Source organism: Plantactinospora sp. B6F1, assembly GCF_040120695.1.
Classification (GTDB): domain Bacteria; phylum Actinomycetota; class Actinomycetes; order Mycobacteriales; family Micromonosporaceae; genus Plantactinospora.
The window spans coordinates 1-22,571 of record NZ_JBEEAC010000002.1 but is presented as its reverse complement, the minus strand read 5'-3'; the positions used below and the strand labels follow the sequence as shown (position 1 = coordinate 22,571).

At 70.6% G+C, this 22,571-nt stretch carries 21 protein-coding genes, 3 tRNA genes and 1 pseudogene; 14 read left to right on the top strand and 11 right to left on the bottom strand.

What is annotated here, in order from left to right; translation table 11 throughout:
- The first annotated feature begins 24 nt into the window (after positions 1 to 24).
- The gene (locus tag ABNF97_RS03195) at positions 25 to 600 is read left to right on the top strand and encodes a hypothetical protein (protein WP_349337589.1); all 576 of its coding nucleotides are present in this window, start codon (positions 25 to 27) and stop codon (positions 598 to 600) included.
- Positions 601 to 806: 206 nt separating this feature from the next.
- On the top strand, positions 807 to 1,511 hold the full coding sequence (locus ABNF97_RS03190) for a glycosyltransferase (RefSeq protein WP_130461144.1): 705 nt from the start codon (positions 807 to 809) through the stop codon (positions 1,509 to 1,511).
- Positions 1,512 to 1,546: 35 nt separating this feature from the next.
- Here ABNF97_RS03190 and ABNF97_RS03185 read toward each other — a convergent pair whose 3' ends face one another.
- From ABNF97_RS03185 to ABNF97_RS03175, 3 genes are all read right to left on the bottom strand, one after another.
- Positions 1,547 to 3,163: a hypothetical protein gene (locus ABNF97_RS03185; protein ID WP_349337588.1), complete on the bottom strand. Its 1,617-nt coding sequence runs from the start codon at positions 3,161 to 3,163 to the stop codon at positions 1,547 to 1,549.
- Positions 3,164 to 3,507: 344 nt separating this feature from the next.
- The gene (locus tag ABNF97_RS03180) at positions 3,508 to 4,410 is read right to left on the bottom strand and encodes a transketolase family protein (RefSeq protein WP_130461142.1); all 903 of its coding nucleotides are present in this window, start codon (positions 4,408 to 4,410) and stop codon (positions 3,508 to 3,510) included.
- Between the two features lie 6 nt (positions 4,411 to 4,416).
- Positions 4,417 to 5,157 carry a thiamine pyrophosphate-binding protein gene (locus ABNF97_RS03175; RefSeq protein WP_130461141.1) on the bottom strand — a complete coding sequence of 247 codons (741 nt, stop codon included), beginning with the start codon at positions 5,155 to 5,157 and terminating at the stop codon, positions 4,417 to 4,419.
- Between the two features lie 74 nt (positions 5,158 to 5,231).
- Here ABNF97_RS03175 and soxR point away from each other — a divergent pair, with 74 nt between their 5' ends.
- Entirely contained in the window at positions 5,232 to 5,708 is a 477-nt protein-coding gene (gene soxR, locus ABNF97_RS03170; protein ID WP_130461140.1) for a redox-sensitive transcriptional activator SoxR, read from the top strand.
- Here the strand turns inward: soxR and ABNF97_RS03165 are convergent.
- Positions 5,691 to 6,668, bottom strand: coding sequence for a zinc-binding dehydrogenase (locus ABNF97_RS03165; protein ID WP_130461139.1), 978 nt, complete (start codon positions 6,666 to 6,668; stop codon positions 5,691 to 5,693). The two genes, soxR and ABNF97_RS03165, sit on opposite strands and share 18 nt — an antisense overlap.
- Before the next feature lie 208 nt (positions 6,669 to 6,876).
- On the opposite strand from ABNF97_RS03165, the gene ABNF97_RS03160 reads away from it, so the two are divergent.
- Positions 6,877 to 6,963 (top strand) — tRNA-Ser (locus ABNF97_RS03160).
- Positions 6,964 to 7,060: 97 nt separating this feature from the next.
- Here ABNF97_RS03160 and ABNF97_RS03155 read toward each other — a convergent pair.
- The gene (locus ABNF97_RS03155; RefSeq protein ID WP_349337587.1) at positions 7,061 to 7,399 is read right to left on the bottom strand and encodes a hypothetical protein; all 339 of its coding nucleotides are present in this window, start codon (positions 7,397 to 7,399) and stop codon (positions 7,061 to 7,063) included.
- Positions 7,400 to 8,345: 946 nt separating this feature from the next.
- Here ABNF97_RS03155 and ABNF97_RS03150 point away from each other — a divergent pair.
- Complete coding sequence (locus tag ABNF97_RS03150) at positions 8,346 to 8,711, top strand: hypothetical protein (RefSeq protein WP_130461138.1); 366 nt, start codon at positions 8,346 to 8,348, stop codon at positions 8,709 to 8,711.
- Positions 8,712 to 8,768: 57 nt separating this feature from the next.
- Positions 8,769 to 9,311, top strand: a complete 543-nt coding sequence (locus tag ABNF97_RS03145; protein ID WP_349337586.1) for a YbhB/YbcL family Raf kinase inhibitor-like protein — start codon at positions 8,769 to 8,771, stop codon at positions 9,309 to 9,311.
- 62 nt (positions 9,312 to 9,373) lie between these two features.
- Here the strand turns inward: ABNF97_RS03145 and ABNF97_RS03140 are convergent, their stop codons facing one another.
- Together ABNF97_RS03140 and ABNF97_RS03135 are read right to left on the bottom strand one after the other, a co-directional pair.
- Positions 9,374 to 10,084 carry a class I SAM-dependent methyltransferase gene (locus ABNF97_RS03140; protein WP_349337585.1) on the bottom strand — a complete coding sequence of 237 codons (711 nt, stop codon included), beginning with the start codon at positions 10,082 to 10,084 and terminating at the stop codon, positions 9,374 to 9,376.
- Between the two features lie 293 nt (positions 10,085 to 10,377).
- Positions 10,378 to 11,157 (bottom strand): IucA/IucC family C-terminal-domain containing protein, encoded by a 780-nt coding sequence (locus ABNF97_RS03135; protein WP_130465686.1) that lies wholly within the window; start codon positions 11,155 to 11,157, stop codon positions 10,378 to 10,380.
- A gap of 352 nt (positions 11,158 to 11,509) precedes the next feature.
- Here ABNF97_RS03135 and ABNF97_RS03130 point away from each other — a divergent pair, with 352 nt between their 5' ends.
- Positions 11,510 to 13,036 carry a peptide deformylase gene (locus tag ABNF97_RS03130; protein ID WP_130465685.1) on the top strand — a complete coding sequence of 509 codons (1,527 nt, stop codon included), beginning with the start codon at positions 11,510 to 11,512 and terminating at the stop codon, positions 13,034 to 13,036.
- 165 nt (positions 13,037 to 13,201) lie between these two features.
- Here ABNF97_RS03130 and ABNF97_RS03125 read toward each other — a convergent pair whose 3' ends face one another.
- On the bottom strand, positions 13,202 to 14,317 hold the full coding sequence (locus tag ABNF97_RS03125; protein ID WP_349337584.1) for a globin domain-containing protein: 1,116 nt from the start codon (positions 14,315 to 14,317) through the stop codon (positions 13,202 to 13,204).
- A gap of 300 nt (positions 14,318 to 14,617) precedes the next feature.
- Here ABNF97_RS03125 and ABNF97_RS03120 point away from each other — a divergent pair, with 300 nt between their 5' ends.
- Positions 14,618 to 15,451 carry a CPBP family glutamic-type intramembrane protease gene (locus ABNF97_RS03120; protein ID WP_130461134.1) on the top strand — a complete coding sequence of 278 codons (834 nt, stop codon included), beginning with the start codon at positions 14,618 to 14,620 and terminating at the stop codon, positions 15,449 to 15,451.
- Between the two features lie 22 nt (positions 15,452 to 15,473).
- On the opposite strand, the gene ABNF97_RS03115 is transcribed toward ABNF97_RS03120, so the two are convergent.
- Positions 15,474 to 16,427, bottom strand: a complete 954-nt coding sequence (locus ABNF97_RS03115) for a hypothetical protein (RefSeq protein WP_349337583.1) — start codon at positions 16,425 to 16,427, stop codon at positions 15,474 to 15,476.
- Positions 16,428 to 16,446: 19 nt separating this feature from the next.
- On the opposite strand from ABNF97_RS03115, the gene ABNF97_RS03110 reads away from it, so the two are divergent.
- The 6 genes from ABNF97_RS03110 (at position 16,447) to ABNF97_RS03085 (ending at position 21,470) form a co-directional block, all read left to right on the top strand.
- Positions 16,447 to 17,049, top strand: a complete 603-nt coding sequence (locus ABNF97_RS03110; protein WP_349337582.1) for a hypothetical protein — start codon at positions 16,447 to 16,449, stop codon at positions 17,047 to 17,049.
- A 420-nt stretch (positions 17,050 to 17,469) separates the two neighbouring features.
- A tRNA-Ser gene (locus ABNF97_RS03105) sits at positions 17,470 to 17,560 on the top strand.
- A gap of 34 nt (positions 17,561 to 17,594) precedes the next feature.
- Positions 17,595 to 17,667: transfer RNA gene (locus ABNF97_RS03100), tRNA-Arg, on the top strand.
- 318 nt (positions 17,668 to 17,985) lie between these two features.
- On the top strand, positions 17,986 to 19,365 hold the full coding sequence (locus tag ABNF97_RS03095) for an NsdA family TPR-like regulatory protein (RefSeq protein WP_349337581.1): 1,380 nt from the start codon (positions 17,986 to 17,988) through the stop codon (positions 19,363 to 19,365).
- 2 nt (positions 19,366 to 19,367) lie between these two features.
- Positions 19,368 to 20,084 carry a creatininase family protein gene (locus ABNF97_RS03090; RefSeq protein WP_349337580.1) on the top strand — a complete coding sequence of 239 codons (717 nt, stop codon included), beginning with the start codon at positions 19,368 to 19,370 and terminating at the stop codon, positions 20,082 to 20,084.
- A gap of 246 nt (positions 20,085 to 20,330) precedes the next feature.
- Positions 20,331 to 21,470, top strand: coding sequence for a Kelch repeat-containing protein (locus tag ABNF97_RS03085; protein WP_349337579.1), 1,140 nt, complete (start codon positions 20,331 to 20,333; stop codon positions 21,468 to 21,470).
- A 200-nt stretch (positions 21,471 to 21,670) separates the two neighbouring features.
- On the opposite strand, the gene ABNF97_RS03080 is transcribed toward ABNF97_RS03085, so the two are convergent.
- Both ABNF97_RS03080 and ABNF97_RS34085 read right to left on the bottom strand, forming a co-directional pair.
- Entirely contained in the window at positions 21,671 to 22,249 is a 579-nt protein-coding gene (locus ABNF97_RS03080) for a hypothetical protein (protein WP_349337578.1), read from the bottom strand.
- Between the two features lie 128 nt (positions 22,250 to 22,377).
- A pseudogene (locus ABNF97_RS34085) lies at positions 22,378 to 22,571 on the bottom strand (IS3 family transposase); the annotation flags it as partial.

The window sequence follows — 22,571 nt, the reverse complement described above, 5'->3', positions numbered from 1 at the left end:
CGGCCGGTTCTCGTTGGAGGAGGTGTGGATGTGTTCTGTCGAACGTTCCTACCGGCCGCCGCCGAGACCGGGGTGGCCAGCCCGACCGTGAGCCGGCACCTGTCGTTGCTGCGCAACTGCGTACCGGCCGGCGAGATCACGGTACTGGTGACCCGGTGCACCCGCCCGGAACAGCCCGCGCACGGCTGCCTGCTGCTGCTCACCAGCCGCCGGCTGGTGGTCACCGAGCAGACCCGCCTGCTGCACCGGATGCGCCTGCACCTCAATACCGAGCTGCGGCACCTCAACAACGTCGCGTGGAACCCCGACTCGCGGGCTTCGATGGTCGAGCTGGCCGCGACCGCCGTCGACGGCGTACGCGAGCGCTTTCTGATCCGGGCCGACCGGCCCAGCCAGATGTGGCAGCTCGACGCCCTGTTCAGCCAGGTGTTCCGGCCGAAGATGGCGGCCCGGTCCGGGGTGGCGAACTCCGCCGCGCTGATGGACCGGCCAGCCGTCCGTGCCCAGCACCGACCGGTCCCGACCGTGGCGGTGACCCCGCCGGCCCGACTGGCCACCCCGGCCCGCGCGCCGCGGCTGAGCCCCGTCGTGGCGATCTGAGACACCGACCGGATCGCCCGGACCGGATTGGTACCCGATTCCGCACCGATTCCGGCCGGCATGGTCCGCCGGGCGCAGGGGAGAGTCCTCGTCGATCCTCGCCGGTCGGGGGAGGTCCAGGAAATGGGGACGGACGCCGGGCATGGCGCAGGGCCGTGTTCGAGCTAGGCTAGGCCCGTTTCGTCGTCGGCGCCGTGGAGATCCCCGTGAAGCTCTCGATCCTAATGCCGGTCTACAACGAGGAAGAACGCATCGCGGACGCCCTCAAGCAGGCCCTTGCGGTCGATTATCCATGCGAGATCGAGCTTGTCGTGGTCAACGACGGCAGCCGTGATGCTACTGCGGAGATCCTCGAACGGGCCGACGACACCCGGCTACGGGTGATCACCCATCCGCGTAACGCCGGCAAGGGCGCGGCGATCAAGACCGCCGTCGACAGCGCCGAGGGCGAGTACATGGTGATCCTCGACGCCGACCTCGAGTACGACCCGCAGGACATTCCCAAGCTGCTGGCGCCGGTGCTGGACGGCCGGGCGACGGTGGTTTACGGAAACAGGACGTTCGGTAGTCACAGCGCATACAGCTTCTGGTACGTGATGGGCAACAAGGCCGTCACCACCGCCGCGAACGTGCTGTTCAACTCCTACATCGGCGACCTGGAGACCTGCTTCAAACTGATGCCGGTCGCGCTGTACCGCTCGCTCGACGTCCGTTCCCGGGGCTTCGGGATGGAGGCGGAGGTGACTGGCAAGCTGCTGCGTCGGCGCATCCGCCCGTACGAGGTGCCGATCAGTTACCGGGCACGGGGTCGGGACGAGGGCAAGAAGATCACCTGGAAGGACGGCGTCGAGGCGCTGCTCATCCTCGGTCGCGAACGTACCCGGCGCCGGATCCCGTCGGACGGGCGCTGACCGAACCGTTCGTGCCTCCGGTACCCTTCGCAACGCTAGACCGGCGGCAGGTAGACGAACCAGGGTGCCCGCTGGCCGGGAACGTCGCCGGTCACCAGTCGCCACCCGTCCATGAAGGTGCCGGCGGGCGGGGCTTCCCGCAGCGCGATCACGACCGTCTCCCCGCGGCCCCGCGCCGAGGCGACACGCGCCGGTTCCTCGGCACCGGGACGGTTGAGCCTGCCGATGTGGTCGCACCCGACCTGGTACGCCACGTTGAACGAGCCGTCCCCGGCCATCGCGCACGGCTGCGACACCTCGGCCTGCCGGATCAGCCGGATGAGTGCCGAGAAGGCGGCGTCCGCGTTCGCCACCGAGGCGCGGTACGGCCGGGTCGCGACCGCCTGGACGCCGACGAGCGCGAGCGCGAGTACCACGGCCAGGCCGGGGGCGAACACCCGCCGCGAGGGGCCGGGTAACCTGCCGAGCTGGATCAGGCCCGCCGCGACGGGCAGCGCGAGCAGCCCGATCGCCGGCAACAGGAACCGGAGCTGGCCGTACCTCATCATGAAGAGGTAGGGAAAGACGACGCTCAAGCCGACGAGCAGGGGCATCAGCACGACCGGAAGCCCGCCCTGATGGCGACGGCGAGTGAGAATCGCGCCGAGGACGCCCGCGAGGATCGCGCAGACCACGGCGATCCACCAGATCATCGCGAGGGTACCGGCCGGCGCCAGGTGCACGGTCGCGAGCGTGGGCGAGCCGCCACGGAACTCCACCGGCACGTTCAGGCTGACGGGTCGGGGGTCACCGGTGTTCCACAGCCGTACGTACAGCCGGACCATGCCGAGATTGGGATAGAGGTGGGTGCCGCCGAGCGAGGCGGACGAGAGGTTCAACCGGTTGAGCGGCCCCTCGAACCGGAAGATCGACTCGATGATCCACGGTGCCCAGCCCACCACCTGGCCCAGCACGAGTGCCCCGAAGACCGCCCGTCGCCGCCAGGCGGCCAGCCCGAGCCAGGCCAGGAAGAGCGGCATCACGAGCCACACGCTGTCGCTCGGCCGTACCAGGGCCGCGATGGCGATCGCCGCGACCAGTCCCACCAGCGAGCGTCGGTAGTTGTCGGCACCGCGCCGGCAGGTCATGAAGTACCCCGTCGCGGCGATCGCCGCGAGCGCGGAGTAGAGGTTCGGCAGGGCCAACGGGCCGTTGTAGGCGGCCGCAGAGGTGGCGCCGAAGAGCGCGGCGGCGATCGGCGCCAGTGGTTGGCGGGAAACTGCCAACCACGGCCGGAAGGCCAGGAAGAGCCCGACGCTCGACAGGGCCACGAGGTAGACCCGCACGCCGGTCAACGGGGCATCGATCAGCGCGACCGGGCCGGCGAGGATGGGCATCCCCCACGCACGCCAGGCGACCCACCCGTAGTCCGGTACCCGCGGGTTCAGTTGGCTGAGATAGATCGCCTCGTCCGTCGTGAGGGGATAGCGCAGACCCACGACCACCAGTACGTAGACGGCGAAGCACATCGCGACGCCGACGAGCAGCCAGTGGTTACGCCGCTCGGGTGTCCACGAGGCGCCCCGGGTGACCCGGCCGACGCGGCCCCGTACCTCCGGCAACCACCGGGACCGTGCCCGCGGCTGCTGCTCGACCGCCGGCGGGGTGCTCATCAGCGGGGGAGGGTGGAGCGGGGTCCGCGGGGCCGGACTGCCCGGCGATACCGGTCACCACCGCTGAGGGTGCCGTCGACCACAGTGCTCGGCCCCCGTCGCCCGTGCCGGTCGCCCCCGTACATCCTCGGCTCAGCAACGGATCCGTTCACGTCAGCCTCGTTCCCCTCGGCTCCGACTCGGCGAGCGACGACCCCTTGCTCCGGCGCAGAGACGCCTTGCTCCGGGCGCAGAGTAGAGCAGGGCGTCGCCCCGTCGCAAAGGCACCCCCGCCGCTGTCCACCCGCCGGTGCCGGTGCCGGAGCCGACGGCGGTGGCCTGGCGGTCCCGGCACCGGGTCGGGTTCACCCGAGGAAAGCGCTGATCGAGCGGCGCAGGCCGGCCGGGTCGAGGCCGTGCCATCGGGCGTGGTCGGCCGGCTCACCGTAGCGCCGCAGATCGGTGCGACCCACCCCCAGCGACAGCGACCGGTGCGGTACCCCGCCCAGCGCGGTGCCGAGCAGTGCACTGGAGGTACCGGCCAGGTACGGCTCGACCAGTACCACCGCCGCAGGGGTGCCGGCCGAGCTGGCCGCCCCGACCAGTTCCCGGAGTCCGACGACGTCGAACGGGCGCGGCGTGTGGGTGTATCCGACCGTCACGTCCAGCCCGGCGACCGCCGCCAGCACCGGGCGGAGCATCGGGCCGACCGCCACCACCACGGCGGCGCCGGCCGAGCCTCGCCGGACCACCGCCAGCCGTCCGGCCCCGGGCAGCGGTCCCTCGTTGACCTGAGTGGAGAGCCGTACGTAGACCCGGTCGTCGTGCCGGGCGGCGGCCCGGAGCAGCTCGGGTACCTCGGCCGGATGCCCGGGCACGTGCACCGTCCAGTCGGTGAGGGTGTCGAGCAGGGCCACGTCGCCCGGGGACATGTGGGTGCGGCCCATGCTCGCCCCGTCGTACGACGCGCCGACGGTGACCACGACGGCCCCGACCCCCTGATGGTCGAGATCGAGCTTGAGCTGCTCGTACGCCCGGTCGACGGCGAACGTGGCGTACGAGTGCACGATCGGGCGCAGCCCGGTCAGGGCGAGCCCGCCGGCCACCCCGACCATCAACTGCTCCCGGATGCCGACGTTGAGCACCCGGTCCGGGTGTCGCCGGGCGGTGGGCGCGAAGGCCGAGGCCGAGATGTCGGCGAGCACGACCGCAGTACGCGGGTCGTCGTCCAGCAGCGCGCTGGCGGTGTTGACGAAGGTGTCGCGCATCGTCGGTCACTCCTTGGGGTCGACGACCGCGACGACCACGTGTGGCCGGTCCGGTCGGGTGGCGGTGAGGGCGTTCTCGATCGCGGTGTGGTCCCGGCCGTCGACCGTGGCGGCGGACCAGCCGTGCACGGTGAACCGGCTGGCGATCCCGCCCGGCCAGCCGTGAGTGGCGGACCGGTTGTCGATCACGATCGCGGTGAGCCTGTCGAGCCCGGTCGCGCCGGCGTACGCCATCGCCTCGTGGTTCGATCCCTCGTCGAGTTCGGCGTCGCCGAGCAGTACGTACACCCGGGGTTGGGTCAGGCCCTGGGCGCGGAGCCCGAGCGCGGTGCCGATGCCCAGCCCGAGGCCGTGGCCGAGCGAGCCGGTGCCGATCTCGACCCCCGGGACCAGCATCCGGTCCGGGTGGTGGCCGAGCCGGCTCTCCGGACCGGCAAGGTCGTCGAGCCAGTGTTCCGGGATGAACTCCTTGGCGGCGAGCACCGCGTAGTACGCGGCCGGTCCGTGCCCCTTGGAGAGCAGGAATCGGTCCCGGTCCGGGTCGTCGACGGTCGCCGGGGAGACCCGGAGCAGCCGGTCGTAGAGCACCCAGAGCACGTCGAGGGTCGAGTGTGCGCTGGCGGCGTGTTTCTCGTCACCGGTGAGCCGGCGTAGCAGCGGCCCGAGTTCGACCGGCGGGCCGGTGCGCCGGACCTGCGGTGCGGATCGCCGGGTGGGGCTACGCCCCGGTGCGGTTGTCGTCGTCATTCCCCTACCCTGCAAGTTGAAGTGCGCTTCAACTCAAGAGCAGAGGATCGCGAAGGCATGACGAGGGGGATGACGTGCGGCAGGAGGCCCTGACCATCGGAGAGCTGGCCGCCCGTTCCGGCGTGGCGACCTCGGCGCTGCGCTACTACGAGCGGCTCGGGCTGATCCAGGCCGGGCGTACCGGGGGCAACCAGCGGCGCTTCGAGCGGGCCGCGCTGCGCCGGGTGTCGTTCATCCGGATCTCCCAGCAGCTCGGGGTGTCACTGGAGGACATCCGGGCGGCGCTCGCCGAGCTGCCGGACGGGCGTACCCCGACCAAGGCCGACTGGGCGCGGCTCTCGGCGAAATGGCGCCATCGGCTGGACGAGAAGATCGACCTGATGGTCCGGCTCCGCGACAACCTGAGCAACTGCATCGGCTGTGGCTGCCTGTCGCTGCGCAGCTGCAACCTCTACAACCCGGGCGACGAACTGGCCGCCCAGGGCGCCGGCCCGCGCCGGATGCTGCCCGCCCCGGTCTCTGAGCGAGGTGACTCAGTCGACGGTGAGTAGCACCTTGCCGACATGGTCGCTGGAATCGACGATCCGGTGCGCCTCGGCCGCCTCCGACATCGGCAACCGCCGGTAGATAACCGGGCGGACCATGCCCGCCTCGACCAGCGGCCAGACCTCCTCACGTACGCCCCGGACGATCGCGGCCTTCTCCACGGCGGGTCGGGAGCGCAGCGCGGTGGCGGCCACCGACCCCCGCTTGGCCAACAGCGCGGCCAGGTCCAGCTCGCCCCGGCGGCCGCCCTGAAGGCCGATCACCACGAGCCGGCCGCCGGTGGCCAGTGCCCGGACGTTACGTCCCAGATAGGACGCACCCATGATGTCCAGGATCACGTCGGCGCCCCGGCCGTCGGTGAGCCGTTCCGTCGCCTCGACGAAGTCCTCCTCGGCATAGTCGATGACGCCGCTGGCGCCCAGCTCACGGAGTCGGTCGTGCTTGCTGCCCCGTGCGGTGGCCAGCACGGTGGCGCCGAGGGCCGCGCCGAGTTGGACCGCGAAGGTGCCGATGCCGCTGCCGCCGCCGTGCACCAGCAGCGTCTCCCCGCTGCCGAGCCGGGCCAGCTGGACCACGTTGGACCAGACCGTGCAGGCGACCTCGGGCAGCGCCGCCGCGTCGGCCAGGTCGACCCCCGCCGGTACCGGCAGGAGCTGCCCGGCCGGCACCGCCACCCGTTCGGCGTAGCCGCCGCCGCTGAGCAGCGCACAGGCCGGATCGCCGACGCTCCAGCCGGTCACCTCGGCGCCGACCGCGCTGACCACCCCCGCGCACTCCAGTCCCGGGTACGGCGGGGCACCCGGCGGAGGCGGATAGTGTCCCTGGCGTTGCAGCAGGTCGGCCCGGTTGACCGCGCTCGCCCGGATCTCGAGCATCACCTCGTCCGGCGCCGGAGTCGGGTCCGGCACGTCGGCCCAGACCAACGCGTCGGGCCCACCCGGCTGCGGGATCGTGATCGCCTTCATCGCTCCAGTCTTACCCGATCCGGCATGCGTTCGAAGCCTCGGCCCGGAATCGGTGGTCCCGTGCCGGGTACGCCGGTCGATCCGGCCGGGACTCGTCGAGGGCCGCCGGGGTCGGTCGGCGGCTCCCCGGCCGGGTACGCCCGGTCGGCGACCGGCCATGGCACACTAGGCACGGCCGTGGACCGTCGGATCGACCACCGCGGCACCGGGAGGGCTCGCCTAGTGGCCGATGGCGCTGGTCTTGAAAACCGGTAGGGCGGCAACGTCCTCGTGGGTTCGAATCCCACGCCCTCCGCGCTGACCAGTACAAACGCAGATCACCACCGAATCGCCAGGGGTGCGGCCAGGAGCCGTGCCCCTTCGCTGTGGACACGCCATGGACACCCGGTTGGTCACTCGGCCGCCTCGACCCGGGTACGCTCCGGCAGCAGCGCCACGACCGCCTCGACCGCACCGTCGTGCATCGCCCGCCGGACGTGCTGGTAGCTGTCCCGCGTGATCGTGGTCGTCGAGTGCCCCAACTGGTCGGAAACGACCTTGATGTCGACGCGCACGATGCTGGCTAGGCCGCCGACGATCCACGGCGCCGAGGATCGCTTCTTGGGCGGTGCGTGCAGCGGGGTGGCGTACGAGGGCGACGGAGGCGGCGGGTCTCCGGCGAGCGGGTTGTAGGCCGGCGTTTGCGGGCCGGGGACATGCGGGACTGGGTCTGTGGGCGGCTGGTGGGTCACGGCATCTCCCTCGGGCGGTTGTCGGCCCGGCCATCCTGGCGCCTCGTGATCGACCGTACTCGCTCCGTGTCGGCCAGGTGACAGCGGTCATGCCCGCTCGTCGAGCCCGTCACGTCCGAACGCGCTGCGGCCCCGCCCGGGTGGACGGGGCCGCGTCCTGCTGCAGGTGGCCTACTGTCGCGGCGCCCCACCGCCCCGTAAGTGTGGCCGGCGCTGGTCGGAGTGGCCTCGCCGACGTGTGGAGCTTGCCGCCGACTGGTCGGGTGGGCAGGGGCTGTCATCGGGGTCTGTGGATAACTGTCCCGGCACCGGCTGGTCGGGCTGGCGGAAGTAGTCGACGGCCCACGTCAGGTGCCGGCATTCCCGTCTCCGTCACAGGATTGGCAAGCGGCAACCGTTGCGGTGCACGAGCAGGAATCGGCGGGCGGTCAGATCCTCAAGGTTCGGTGACCAGCCGTCGAACATCGGAGTCATGGCCGGTCCTCCGACGTCAGTAGCGGCTCGTCCATAGCGTCGAGGATGGCGCCGACCCGGGCTATCAGGGTGATACACGGGCCGTGGTCCGGTTGGCTGCCGCATCGGGGCGTGTGTCCCCACACCCGCAGCCATTCGACATCCTCCCGTACATGATCGGTTCGCGAGTCGTAGACACGACCACGTGGGGCCGGCGGGTGACGGACGGCGGGGAGATCATCTCTACCAGTCTGTGGGTTCGAGGCGAAGCTCCCCGCCTCCCCGCTTGCGGTCGTTTCGGCTGTCCGGGGGCTGTTCCGGTACCTGGGAGATGTTCCACACTCGGTTGACTGCCACGCGGTAGGTACCCCTACGCTCTACGCGTAGTAATCGCACAGTGATTCTGTGTGCACAACTTCTGTGGAAATCGGCGGTACGGGGCCGCTGGCGACGGTCACGCCCGGGTGGGCGTACGGAGTGAAGCGAGGGCGCCATGGAGCTGCGGCTCACCCCGGTGCAGGTGCGGAACCGACTGATCCTGGTGGCCCGGCGGATCGTCGCCGACCACGCCCCGGACGCGGAGGGGATCTGCCGCACCTGCGGCGTACTGCACTGCGAGGCGCTGGCGGCGGCCCGTGGCTATCTGGCCCGAGTCGAGCAGCCACGCCGCCCGTTGGTGGTCGAGATCCACCGTCGCGCCGCCGTACCCCCGCCCGGCGTCACCCCCGGCCAGCTACGTACCGCCGCCCGGCTGCGTGCCGGGGCAGACGAGTCCCGACCGGACGGACGGGGTGGGCGACAGTGGGCGCAGGTGGCCGGCGGCGAGGTGCGCGCGGGTGGTTACCCGTCGAACGGGTAGAAAGGGCACGAGGCCGGTTCTCGGCCCGAGCCACCCGCCACGCGGAAAGGACTCGCGATGACTCTCGACCGACCCGTTCCACCCGACCCGTACGAGCTGCTGCCGACCGTTCCGGCGTTCACGCTGACCAGCGACGACGTGCAGAACGGCGAGCCGATGGCCGCCGAGTTCATCCACCCGAGCGTCGGTGGCGCGAACCTGTCGCCGCAGCTCGCCTGGACCGGCTTCCCGGCCGAGACCAGGAGCTTCACGGTCACCTGCTACGACCCCGACGCGCCCACCGGAAGCGGATTCTGGCACTGGGTGCTGGTCAACGTACCCGTCGAGGTGACCGAGCTGCCCAGGGGAGCCGGGCAGACGTCGTCGGCCGGTGTCCCGGGTGCGTTCAGTGTGCGCAACGACTACGGCGAGCAGACGTACGGCGGCTCAGCCCCGCCGGCCGGGGATCGCCCGCACCGGTACGTCTTCGCCGTGCATGCCCTTGATGTGGAGAAGCTCGACCTCACCCCGGAGGCGAGCCCGGCGTACGTCGGTTTCAACCTGGCCTTCCACACCCTGGCCCGGGCGGTGATCCGGCCGACGTACCAGGTCAAGGGCTGAGGCTGGCGGCGGGGCCGGCATCCGGGAGATGTGCCGATGCCGGCCCGTGGCCCGTGGTGGCTTCAGGCGGGCACTCGGGCGACCGCGAAGACGGACTGGCCGAACGGGGGGCGGACCACCCGCTCGGCGGCCTTGGTCACCGGCAGGACGAGAGTGTCGTACACCTTGACCATCGGCCCTTCCTTGGGCATCAGCCGGAAGACACTGGTCGCCATGTAGTAGCCGAGCAGACCCAGCGCGTTGGCGTAGTGCAGCGTCTCGACCTCCAGGCCCGCCTCTTCGAGGGCGGCCCGCATGGTCTTCTTGGTGTAGCGCCGGACGTGCCCGGTGGCGATGTCGGCGGGACTCATCGCGAACTCGAAGGCCGGCACGATCAGCACGACCGCCCCGCGGGGCCGGACCAGGTTGCGCATGCTGCGCAGCGCCCCGACGTGGTCCTCGATGTGCTCCAGCACGTTGTAGGAGACGGCGGCGCTGTAGTCGCCGTCCTCGGTGGTGGGCAACAGCATCTGACGTACCTCGATGCTCGGCTCGCCGGCGAGGCGTTCCTTCAGAGCGATCAGCCGGTCCGGGTCGGCCTCGGTCGCGGTGAACCGCTCCAGGAACGGCGCCCACTCGATGGCGTAGTCACCCAGGCCACTGCCGATCTCGATCGGGTTGTCCCCGAGGTAGGGGAGGGCCAGCTCGACGAACCAGCGTCGGTGGTTGACGGCGGTGGCCAGGCCTTCAAGCACCTCTTCCTGAATACGCTGATCTCCAGTTATTTCTGCCATGCGTAGATCCCTCACGCTCTGACTCGACCTGCACTGGACCGACAGAGTGAACCATCTACGACGACCGTAGGAAAATTGGGGCACTCGTGCGAGCCGAACTCGTGACTTCAGGCATCGGTTGTGACCAGTTGAGGGTTGTTTTGGTACAGACCATCCGAACATAACCCGAAGAGGTGTGACCGGCATGTCAGGGCGGTAACAGTCCAGCGTCGATCTCCCGCGGCGGTTCACCACGCCCGGCGACGTCCGGGAACGCGGCGCCGGGGTGGCCCGCTGCGGCCGCGGCCCGGCGGTCAGGGGGTACGGATGCAGCAGCCGGCGCAGACCTTGGGCTGCGGCAGGGTGAAGGCCAGGCAGCAGGTCTTGCGCTGGACGGTCAGCTCGCCGGTCGGGCCGGGCACCAGCTCGATCAGGTCCGCCACACCGAGGGTGTCGAGCAGCGCCCCGATCGTCTCGGCGGAGCCGCCGGGCAGCGCGTCGGCGGCCCGCAGCACGCCGTACGCCACACTCGACGCGACCGAGCCGAGCAGCGTACGGGCACCCACCCGCACCTGCTGGTGTAGTGAATCGAGCATCGGGGTCAGGTGCGTGTCGAGCAGGGACGAGCGCAGCGCCGCGAGCAGCTCGGCCTCACCCAGCACCACCCGCACCTCGGGCAGGCCGTGCAGGGCCAGCGGGTCCGACGGAAGCACCGCGATCTCGGTGGAGCGGCGCAGGCCGAGGGTGAGCAGCGGCCGCTGGTCCTCGAACCGGATCAGTACGTCCGACGGGCGCAGCAGCGGCACCCGGCGCGCGGAGGCCCAGCCGAGCACCACGGGCAGGAGCAGCCAGTATGTGTAGGACTTCCAGGCCAGCGCGGCGGCGGCGTGCGAGCTGGCGCCCAAGCGGTGCCGGCTGACGGCCAGCAACTCGGGCAGCCGGGTGCCGTCCACCAGCTCGGTCGCCGGGGTCCAGCCGGTCTCGTCGGAGATCAGCAGGCCGGTCGCGAGGCCGGGCAGATCGTCGGTGCCGAAGGCGGCCCGCAGCGTGGCGGTCACCGGAGCCAGTGGTGTGGCGGCCCGATCGCCGATCAGGATCGTCACGCTTGGTCGCCGTTTCGCAGCGGTCCGAAGGGCGGACAGGTGCCCGGCACGACGTCCGCAAGCGGACTGGTCTGCCTCGATGCCACCTGGATCAACCCCCCACGTCTGACGACTGAACGTCACCCTAGCCTACTAAGGCAAGGCTAACCAGAGTCGGGAGGTTTCGGGTGCCCGACCGAGATGTTTTCCCGACACGTCGCGGATCCGACCGGGACGCGAGGTTGCTACGGGGCCCGGGATGGTGATCTACAGGGCCCGGAATGTCAAGCCATTGTCGTTAACGCGCCAGTTCTGTCAGACTGGCCGGCTCGGCCAGCAAACTGAGATTCCCGGCCAGAGGAACCTGATGACCACGCCAATCGAGCGGGCTGCCGACTCGTTCGCGGCCGAGCTTTCCCGCCGGCGGGTCGAGCGGGGCATGACCAAGAAGCAGCTCGCGGCCCGGATGGGGTTCGACCCCTCCTACGTCAGCCATGTCGAGGGTCGGCGGCACCGGCCGACCGAGGACTTCGCCCGGCGCGCGGAGGCCGTACTCGGCGCTGCCGGAGCGATCTGGCAGCGCTTCCAGGAGTACGACGAGCTGCGGCAGGCCCGCTCCAGCGCCGTCGCGCACCGCGACCCACCCGTGCCCGAACAGTGGATGCCGCCCGGCACCGGCCTGATCGTGGAACAGGAGACCGCCACCCTCGCCTACCACGAGGGCGCGTACCGCTGCGTGATCCGGCGGGCGCTCTACAACGCCGGGACGGAGCCGGTGACCCGCTACCTGGTACGGATCGCCGTGGATCGCTACCCCAACGACCCGGCCCGGTCCAACCGGCACCACCGGCAGAATCCGCTGACCTTCGGCGAACTGGACCTCCAGGCGTTCTGCGACGACCAGGGCAGCCGCGAGCCGATGGAGTGGCGCAAGAAGCACGACCGGGACGCGTTCAAGGAGGTGTGGCTGCTCTTCGAGAACGGCGACGGCCGGTTTCCGCTCTATCCGGGCGAGCGAATCACCACCGAGTACTCGTACCGCGTCAACCAGGACAAGTGGGGGCAGTGGTTCCAGCGCGCCGTACGGCTGCCCACTCGCCGGCTCGCGCTCCGGCTCGACCTGCCGATCGATCTCGACCCGCAGGTCTGGGGCGTGGAGACGTCGCTGTCGGCCGAGGAGGGGCCGCTGCGTACGCCACTGGTCCGGCACGACGAGGACGGCCGGGCGCTGTTCGAGTGGTCGACCGACGACCCACCGCTGAACGCCCGATACCGGCTGGAGTGGCGTTACCGGGCCCAGCCGACCGCACCCGCCAGCACGCCGGCCGAATCGGAGGGCCGGGCCAGCGACCGGATGCGGGCCGCCGGCATCGTGCAGCTCGGCGCCGACCTGCTCCGCCAGCCAGCCCGGCAGTTCGACCTGCCCCGGGACGACGCCCACGCCCGGGAGGTGGTGACCCGGCTCCGGGCCGCCCTGGAACGCCTCGACGAACTGCACCCGTTCAGCAAGGGGGTCGGGCTCGCCGCGCCGCAGATCGGGCTCCCCTGGGCAGCCACCGTGGTTCGCCCACCGGAGCGGGACGCCGAGCCGGTCGTACTGCTCAACCCCCGGGTGGTCGACGCCGCGCTGGAGACCGACGAGCAGTACGAGGGCTGCCTCTCCCTCTTCGACCTCCGTGGCCTGGTCGCCCGGCCGCTCCGGCTCGACGTCGAACACGCCCGCTGGGACGGCAAGCGCATGATCACGTCGTTCGAACTCGCCATGGCCCGACTGGTCGCCCACGAGATCGACCACCTGGAGGGCCGGCTCTACGTCGACCGGATGGATCCGGAGGTCCCACTGGTGCCGATCGAGGAGTACCGGGACACCGGCAACCCCTGGCGCTACTGAGCCGGCTCCGCGCGGGCCGCTCGGCGCGGGCTGCTCAAGCGCGGGCCGCTCGGCGCGGGCCGCTCGGCGCGGGCCGGCTTCGCGTGGCCCATTGAAACGGGAGCCGGGTCTCCGTGCCCTGCAGGTAGGGCACGGAGACCCGGCTTTGGGGGAGAGGGAGGGTGTCTAGAGGTCGCCGAAGGCGTCGTACCGGATGTTCTCCGGGGGCACGTTGTCGGCGGCGAGGGCGCGCAGTGCGGAGCGGACCAGGGTGGCCGATCCGGAGACGTAGCAGTCGTGGGTGGTCCACGGGCCGTACCGGGCGAAGACGTCGGTGATCTCGCCCCGTTCGCCGTCGAAGCCCGGATCCGCGCTGCACACGGGAATGATCGACAGCCACGGATGTGGGGCGGCGAGGTCCTGGAGCTCGGTCAGCCCGTACAGGTCGTCGCGGCCGGCCGCGCCGACGAAGACGTGCATCCACCGGCTGCGGTTGTAGGAGGCCAGTTCCTCGGCGAGCGCCTTGATCGGAGCCAGCCCGACCCCACCGGCCACGCAGAGCACGTCCCTGGTGGAGGACCGGTCCAGCGTCATCGCCCCCATCGGGGCGGCCACCCGCAACAGGTCACCGACCCTGACCCGGCGGACCAGGGCACTGGAAACCCAGCCGGCACCGACCGCCCGGACGTGGAACTCGAGCGTGTTGTCCGCGCGCGGGGCGTTGGCGATCGAGTACGTCCGCCAGAGGCGCGGCTGGTAGCGCGGCACCTCGACGCTGACGTACTGGCCGGCGCGGTAGGGCAGGTGGTGCTGGAGTGGACGGCAGGTCAGTACGGCGACGTCGCTGCCCCGGCGTTCGTGGCCGATCACCTCCGCGTGCCAGAACGGCGGGTTCGGGTCGTCGGCCGCGCCCGCCTGCATGCGCTCGGCGATCACCCGGTACGCGTCCCGCCACGCCTGGTCGTACTCCACGGTCCACTGCTCGCCCGCGGTCTCGCGCAACGCGGCCAGCAGCGCGCTGCCCATCGTGTCGTAGTGCGCCGGCCTGACGTGGTACTTGCGGTGGTCGCGGCCGAGCGAGCGGAGGTACTCGTCGAAGCTCTCAGGGTCGTCGATGGTCTGGACGGCGGTCACGATCGCCTCCAACAGGCGGTCCCGCTGGCCGTCCATCTGCACCGGAAAGAGTGTGCGCAGGGCGGGATCGGACAGGAACATCCGGGCGTAGAAGTATCCCGCGATCTTGTCCCGTCGATCTTCGACGAGGGTCCAGCTCTCCTTCAACAGCTGCGCGAGGTTGTCCATGACACCTTCTCGGTCGGGGCCACTGCGCGGATAAGAATGAATACCGTGAGTCAGGGTTGGTCGCACAGAATGTGCGATCGAAGGCCAATCGCCCGTTGTCGGAGAACCGACTCCGGGCGGGAGCCGAAATGCCTGCGGACCGGCCGGGAAGTGTGCGATGCCAAATCCGACGTACCCGGTTCGCCGTCGGTTCGGTAGCGGAGGCCGGCGCGGACACCGGCGCGGACACCGGCGCGGAGGCCGGCGCGGAGACCGTTGCGGACGCCCCCGGCGGACGCTCCGATCGGGCACAGTTGTCGGGTGACGGTTGATCTCGCCCGCCCGCTCTCCCGACGCGTGCTGGGCCCCGAGGTGCTCCTGGTACTCGGGCTGTCCCTGGGGCAGTCCGCCGTCTACTCGGCGGTGACGATCATCGCCCGGCTCACCGCCGACCGGCCGCTGTCCCAGCAGACCGCCACGCTGAACGCCTCCCAGTCGACGCGGCCCTGGCTCGACCTCACGTACCAGCTCCTCGGGATCTTCTTCGCCCTCGTGCCGGTGCTGCTCGCCGTACACCTGTTGAACCGGGACCGGACCGACCCGACCCTGGGCCGCGACGGGTTGCTCGCCCGGGACGCGCTGCCCGACCAGGTTCGGGGCGGTGCCCGGGAGCTGCTCGGCCTCGACGGCCGGCGACCCGGCCGCGACCTGGCCTGGGGGGCGGCGCTGGCCGCAACGATCGGCCTGCCCGGACTCGGACTCTTCTGGGTCGCCGCGCACCTCGGCATCAACGCCAGCGTCGTCCCGGCCAAGCTGCCGGACCTGTGGTGGGCGGTCCCGGTCCTCGTCCTGTCGGCCGCGCAGAACGCGATCCTCGAAGAGATCGTCGTGGTCGGCTACCTGATGACCCGGCTGCGCGAGATGGGATGGCGGATCGGCGCCGTCATCGCCGCCAGCGCACTGCTGCGCGGCTCGTACCACCTGTACCAGGGCTTCGGCGCGTTCGTCGGAAACGTGGTCATGGGAGTGGTGTTCGCGCTGTTCTTCCTGCGCGGCAGGCGGGTGCTGCCGCTGGTGGTGGCGCACACCCTGCTGGACGTGGTCGCCTTCGTCGGTTACGCGCTGCTGCCCGAGGAGTGGTTCGACTGGTTGTAGGCGGTGGGCTCGCCCCCGACCGTCACCCCGGACGCTCGGCGGGGTTCGACCAGCCCGGTCCCGAGCGGTAGTACCCGACGGCCCGGGCGGCGAGCCGTTCGGTATCGCTCGAACTCAGCATCGCGGCGGCCAGCGTCATCGCCCCGGGCAGTCGCCGTACAGCCAGCCGCAGCGCCAGCCAGTTCACGGTCCGGGCGGCCACCGGCGCGGCCAGCCGCCAGCCCGCCTCGGCCAGCCGGCCCGGTTCCGCGTCGACGCCCTCCGTCGAGTCGTCGTCGGCGGCGGCGGCCGATCCGGGACGTTCCCGCCGGCCGGCGAGCGCCTCCTCGGCGGCGTCCAGGGCCGCCCGCGCACTCGCCACATCCGGGTGGACCCGGGTCAGCACCAACAGGTCGACGGCCCGCTCCGGCCGGGTCGGATCATGGTCGTACGCGGCCGCCAGGTGCAGCACCAGACCGGCCTGAGCCCAGGTGACGGCGACCAGCTCGGCGAGCGGGGCGAGTATCCCGGTCGCCGTGGACAGGGCCCCGCCGGTCGCGGCGAGCCGCACGTACCGTCGGGTGGCCAGCCGGACCAGGCCGTCGGCGGTGGCGCCCGGGTAGGCGGCCCGGACCGCTGTCGCCCAGGCTCGGGCCTCCGGGCCCAGTCCGCGTACCGCGGCCAGGGCGAGCAGTTCGGGAGCGTACCCGGGGTGGTCGAGGATCCGCCGGGCCGTCGAGGTCCGCGCCTCCGATCCAGGCGTACGCCCCGAGGCTGCCCGACCCGCCCGATCCATCCGATCCGCCCGGACGATCACGTCGGGTGCGCCGACCGGGTACGACGTACCGACACCGGTCGGTCCGCTCGGCGTGCCGGACTTCTCGTCGGGAGGATCGGTCCGTACCGCCATGCCGGTCTGTTCCGCCATGCTGGTCGGCCCGGCGGTGCTGGTCGGCCCGGCGGTGTCGGCATCGGCGGAGGTCGTGGTTTCGCTCACGGGGCTATCCGCGGGGTCGGTGGTCTCGGGCGCCTTCTTCGGGGCGGTCTTCTTGGCGAGGTTAGCCTTCTTGGCGGGGCCTGCCTTCTTGGCGGCGGCCTTCGTCACGGTGCCGGCCTTCTTAGGGGCTGCCTTGGTCGTGGCGGTCGCTTCCGTGGCGGCGGTCTTCCGGGCGGTGGTCTTCTTCGTGGGGGTCGCCCTCGTGGCGGCGGTCTTCTTGGCGACGGTCTTCCTGGTGGTGGTCTTCCTGGTGGTGGTGGTCTTCTTCGCCGGACCGGCCTCGCTGGCGGTGGCTTCGGATCCGGCCGCCTTCGTGAGGGCGTTCTCTGCGGCGGTGTCGCTGGCGGTCGCTCCACCGGCCGGGCCGGCAGGCCCGACCGGCGGAGAGGTCGCTCCGCCGGCGGTCCCCTCGTCGGGCTTCGCTGCCGCTTCCCTAGCGGCTTCCCCGGCCGCCTTTCTGGCCGCTTTCTTGGCCGGAGCCGGAGCCGGGTCGGTTGTCGGGGCTGTGCCGGCGGTCTGCGCACCGGTCGGTGTCGCCATGGCCGGCGGAACGCGATCGGCCCGGCCTGGGGCCGACGACGGCGTGGCAGGAGTCGGCTGCGCGACTGCTTCGGGTGATTGAGTAGGTCGTGCGAGAGGCCGCTTGGGCGGCAGCGGCTCGGGCTCGGCTGGTGGCTGGAAGAGCACAGTCGGTGGCGTCTTGCGGGCGCGTGGCAGCCGGGGCGGCACCACGGACTGGTCGGGCGTCTCCGTCGAGGGTTCCGGGCCGGAGGTGAAGGCGGCCCTGGCCGGGCCGGAGCGGCGCGTCGACTTCGGCTCCGGGCGGCGGCGTGGCGGTTCGGTGGGCGGCTGCTCCTCCATATCATGTGAGCCTAGTCTCGGTGGCGGATCGGCACCGAACAGGAATCGGTGGAGGTCTGGGCGGTGACCGCCGGGCGTGATGGGGCTGGCCACGGTGGTGCACGGGCTGTCCGGGAAGTCGCTTTGCCCCGCCGGGTCGCTGCCCTGTATCCTCGACCGACGTGGTCTGATGGGACCACGGGGAGACTTCGCCTAGTCTGGTCTATGGCGCCGCACTGCTAATGCGGTTGGGGTCTTAAAGCCCCTCCCGGGTTCGAATCCCGGAGTCTCCGCGCTTAGGTCGGTGTGTAGACTGACCCGGCAGTTGCGCCCGTAGCTCAACGGATAGAGCATCTGACTACGGATCAGAAGGTTAGGGGTTCGAATCCCTTCGGGCGCGCAAGATCGAAAGGCGTCTGACCTGCGGGAGAATGGGTCAGGCGCCTTCGTGTTTTTGTCCCCTGTGGATGGTTGGGTGCTCGGTGGGTGCTCGTGCGACGGGCATCCCTTGCATCCGGCCCTGTCCGGTGGCGTCCCGCTGTGTGCGAGGGCGTTTTGGCGGCATCGCTTGCACCTCGCCGAGGGATCCGAATGTTGGGACGGCGGATTCTTGGCCTGGTGAGTGCTCGCCCGGCCGGGTCGTGGTCGGTTACGGTGGCTTCGCTCTGCGTCGATTGGCACTTGTGTCCGGTAGCGCGGTCGTGGAGGTCGGGGTTTCGTGATCGATCCGCAGCAGGTCCAAGATGCGAAGCGCGCAGTCGGCGCAAAGCTTGCCGAACGGCGAAATTCGCATGGTTTAACTCAGGCTGCTCTGGCCGCGCGGGTGCACAGCACTCGGAGCACCGTCGCCGGGGTTGAGCGCGGCCAGCAGGTTGTTGATCGGATCTTCTGGCAGCGTTGCGAGAGGCTGCTGGGTGCCGGTGGTGAGTTGCTTGCCGGGTACGACGAGTACCGGCGACTCAAGCAGCGGCATGATCAGGAGAAAGTCGATGCTGGGCAACGTGCGCGGTGGGGTGAGGTCGAACGCGATTCGCCGCCAGCACTCGGCGACGTCCTGACCGGGACGGGCCGGGAGCCATTTCCTGACGGCCGGGTCGCGTGGCCCACGGCAACATCGAGCGGTCTGGCCGCTTGGCCGGTAGGCCGGTCCGAGGGCTGGGGCTCGGTTGGGCTGGGACACGCCTCGGTGGGCGTAGACCCCGTGTTGGCCCTGCACTGGACCGAGATGCTCCGACTCCTCGCCGTCTCTCACAACATGTTCGGATCCCGGCAGGTCTACGACGCTGTCTGTCGAGAGTCGGCCGTCATCCGCCGCTACCGTGACGAGGCGTCGGATGACGTAAAGCAGCGTCTGCTGGCGGTGGAGGCGCGGTGGGCGGAGTTTGGCTCATGGACCGCCGACAACCTTGGGGACGCCACCGCCGCGACGCACTGGCTCGACCAGGCGCTTCGGCTGGCGCGTAGGGTGGGAGACAAGCGGATGGCCGCCTACGTCTTGATGCGGCAGGCGCAGCAGGCCGCAGACCGCCTCGACGGCGCTCAAGCCGCCGCCCTCGCCGGGACTGCCGAGACCTTCGTGTCACTCACCGATCGTGACCGCGCCCTGTGCCTGATTCGCCAGGCCCAGGGGCACGCTCTCCGTGGCGACCAATCACGCTCGCTGGTCGCGATCAAGGCCGCACATCGTTTGATCGATCGGGCGGCGGACGTCGGCGCGGACGATTCGGACACCATTGGCCGCCACTGCACTCTCGCCTACCTGCGGGCCCACGAGGGCTACTGTCTGCTGCGTCTCGGCCGAGCTGAGGCGGCAGTGCGTGCACTTGAGGAGGTTCTGGCCGGCTGGCCTGTCGACTACCGGCAGGACGAAGCGCTGACACGAGCCTGGCTCGCCTTGTCCTACGTCACCTCCGGCCGGCTGGTCGAGGCGGGTACTGAGGGAAGCCGAGCGTTGACTCTGACCGCTGCGACATCGTCCGCGCGCGCGATGCGCACCCTTAACCAGTTGCATACCCGGCTCGCCGGGAGGACGACGGCCGTCGAGGTGGTCGGGTTCAGGAATGCCTTCTCCCTCGTCGCCACGACGGTCAGACTGTGATCATGGATTTGGTCACCACCGCGACGGCCACGGATGAGGCCAACCGGGCCGCGGACGTCGCCGTGCTACCCGTCGGCAGTTTCGAGCAACACGGAGATCACCTACCCCTGCTCACGGACACGATCGTCGCCTGCGCCATCGCGAAGGCTGCTGCCACCGCCTACGACCTGATGCTCCTGCCACCCGTGACCATCAGTTGCTCGCAGGAGCACACCGGCTGGCCCGGCTCGGTGAGTATCCGCTCGTCCACCCTGGCCCGCATCATCACCGACGTCGCGGAGTCGTTGCGCGGGTCGGGTGTTGATCGGTTGGTCGTGGTCAACGGCCATGGCGGGAACTACGTGCTGTCCAACGTGGTGCAGGAAGCCAACGTCGGCGACCGCCGGATGGCCCTCTTCCCCGGGCGACAGGACTGGGCAACCGCCCGCCAGCGGGCTGGGCTGGCCAGTAGCAGCCACGACGATATGCACGCTGGCGAGATCGAAACCTCCCTGCTGCTACACCTGTGTCCTGAGGTCGTCAGGGATGGCTATCGGAACGCCGATCACCTTGCCGAGCGCCCTGACCTGCTGGTCCTGGGAATGCGCGGCTACACCGAGAGCGGAGTGATCGGCCAACCGTCCCTGGCCACAGACGCGAAAGGGAAAGCGGTTCTAGAAAGCTTGACCGCCTCGTTCGCGGCTACGCTCGCTGTGCTTCAAGGCGAGGCTCGTCCCTGACAGCCGAGAAGTTGGAGCACCGGTTTGGCGGAACCGGGGCGGTGGACACGTCGTTTAACCGTCATGAGAGGCAACCCTTCGGCTCTGATCGCTGCGGCGTGTTGTGGTGTGCTTGCCGTGACGGCGTGCGGGACGGCTGGCTCGCCGGCCGGCGAGGTGCCGCCACCGGCGGGAGTGTGGCGCGAGATACCCAGTTTCCCGCTCGCTGCTCGGGCGGCGGCGTTGGGAGTGTGGACGGGACGCGAGGTGTTGATCATCGGCGGCAGGGACGAGGCATGTCCGGTGTCCGCCCACTGTGTTTTCGCCCGGACGCCGCTGACGGACGGGGCGGCCCTCGATCCGCTCAGTGGCCACTGGCGGCGGCTTGCTGACTCCCCCACGCCGCTGTCGGGAGCGCAGGGTGTCATCATCGGGTCCGTCGCGTACATCCTGGCCGGCGCCACTGCTTTGGCCGTACCCGCAGAACTGCTCGTCTACGACATTGATCGGGACAGCTGGGAACGGCTACCGGCGCCGTTCGACGGCGACGCCGGCTACCGGATCCTCGCCGCCGGTGACCGGCTGGTGGCGTACCCGGGTAGCCACGAGATCCGGTCCGGCAAGGATTACGTCCTCGACCCTCAGACGCGGACCTGGGCTCCGCTACCAACTGACCCGCTGGGCGCCGGCTACGACCGCACCATGGCATGGACCGGACGTGAGGTCGTGCTGTTCGACCACGAACTGGTCAGCAATCCGGGTGCGGACAAGCCCCCCGTCACCCGAGCGGCGACCCTGGATCTGACGAACCGCTCCTGGGAGCGGCTGACCGACTCGACCATCCTGACCACTGCCCCGTGGATCGCGGCGAACGGCGAACTGGTCAACCCCACGCTGGGCCACGCCGACGGCGGCCAGATCGGCAACTGGGGCCGCCCGTACCCCAACGGCGGTCGCATCGACCCGACAACCGGCACCTGGTCGGTACTGCCCGCACCACCGACCACAGGAACCCCGGGCGCCGGTGCTTACACCAACGCCGCCGCCGTCTATGTCGACGTCGCCGGGCCAGTGCTCGACACCACCACCGGCACCTGGCAGCAGGTGCCCGCCGTTCCCGATGGTGACGTCACCGATCGCACCGTCGTCGCCGCTGGCGTCGATATGCTGGTTTTCGGCGGCGTCGTCCAGCACAACTCGCGAACTGCCGCGACTCTCGTTGGCCGGGCCTGGATCTGGTCGCCCCCGTTTCAGCGCTGGTTACCGTCATCGGCCCCCGAACAAGCCGAACCGCCCGCTGTCCGGCCCGCTGAGTTGTGGCGTTCCAACAGCGACAACAGGGCCCGTACACGGTGGGGTTGTCAGCGCGGGCCGATTGCGCTTTACGCGGCAGGCGCCGTTCGGTGATCAAGCTCGCGGCCTGGGGTACGAAGTGTGGTCCAAGCCGCGATGCGCCGTAGACCTGGGGTGGCCGGGCAGCGTGGCGGGCGCGGCGGCGGGCTCGGACGAAGGCAGCATCGCCGCGCACGCCGCCCCACCAGGACCACGGAACGTCGGTTACGTACCGGCCGATCGACGCGAAGACCGGCGCGGCGTCGGCGTCGCGGCTAGTGCGCGCCAGCCCGTACGCCAAGAGGTTCACGTCGTTGAGTCAGTCGGCGTGCCGGGTGGCCGGCTGGTGGAACCACCGGGACAGCGCGCTGTCGACGGACTGCATGACCGAATCCCGCCGCCACCGCTGGCCGATCTCGTCGGCGGTGCGGCCCCGGGGACCCGCGTTCCTGCTCCCACAGCGCCCACTCGGAGGCGGCCCGCACCGGCAGTACGTGCAGCGGCGAGCCCGCAGGCGCCGCGGCGGCGACCGACCGGGCGAAGCCGAACAACGCCTCGTGCGAGCCGCTCCACTTCCTGCAGTGGTAGGTCAGCTTGAGTACGTGCCCCTCCCGATGCCAGGGGTCCCGCCGGGTCAGCTGCCGCCACGTCTCCTCGACGTCCTCCCGTGGCGCGCTCTGGTTGATCATGAGCCGCAGCCGGTTCGCCCACGGCGTGGGGCCCTCGGGTGCGAGCCGCAATGCCAGGTCGTTCGCCTGTCCGGCCAGGTGCAGCAGGGGGTTGAACTCAGCCCACTGCTCTGGACGGACGGTGGCGGCCCAGTCCCCGCCACGCACCTCCCAGGCTCGTGCCATCAGAGACCGGGCACGTACGAGCTGAGCATCGAGCGGGCTGTTTCCGATCTCGCCTAACCCAGTTTCGGAACCCTCTGGCGGGTCACGACCGCTACGGAACCTGTCAAGATCAATGAGGCAGGGATTGGTCACATTGTTTGTGTGGCGGCTGGTGGTTGGTTGATCCAGGCAGCGCCGGGGATGGGTGGCGGCGTGGGCTGCCGTGGGAAGCGGTTGGGGTTGGCCGCGTAGGCGGCGTTGAGGACCTCGGCTCGCTGGAGGCGGACCTGGTCGGCAGTGCCGAAGTGCACTGATGCCGGGGTGTGCAGGCCGATGCCGGAGT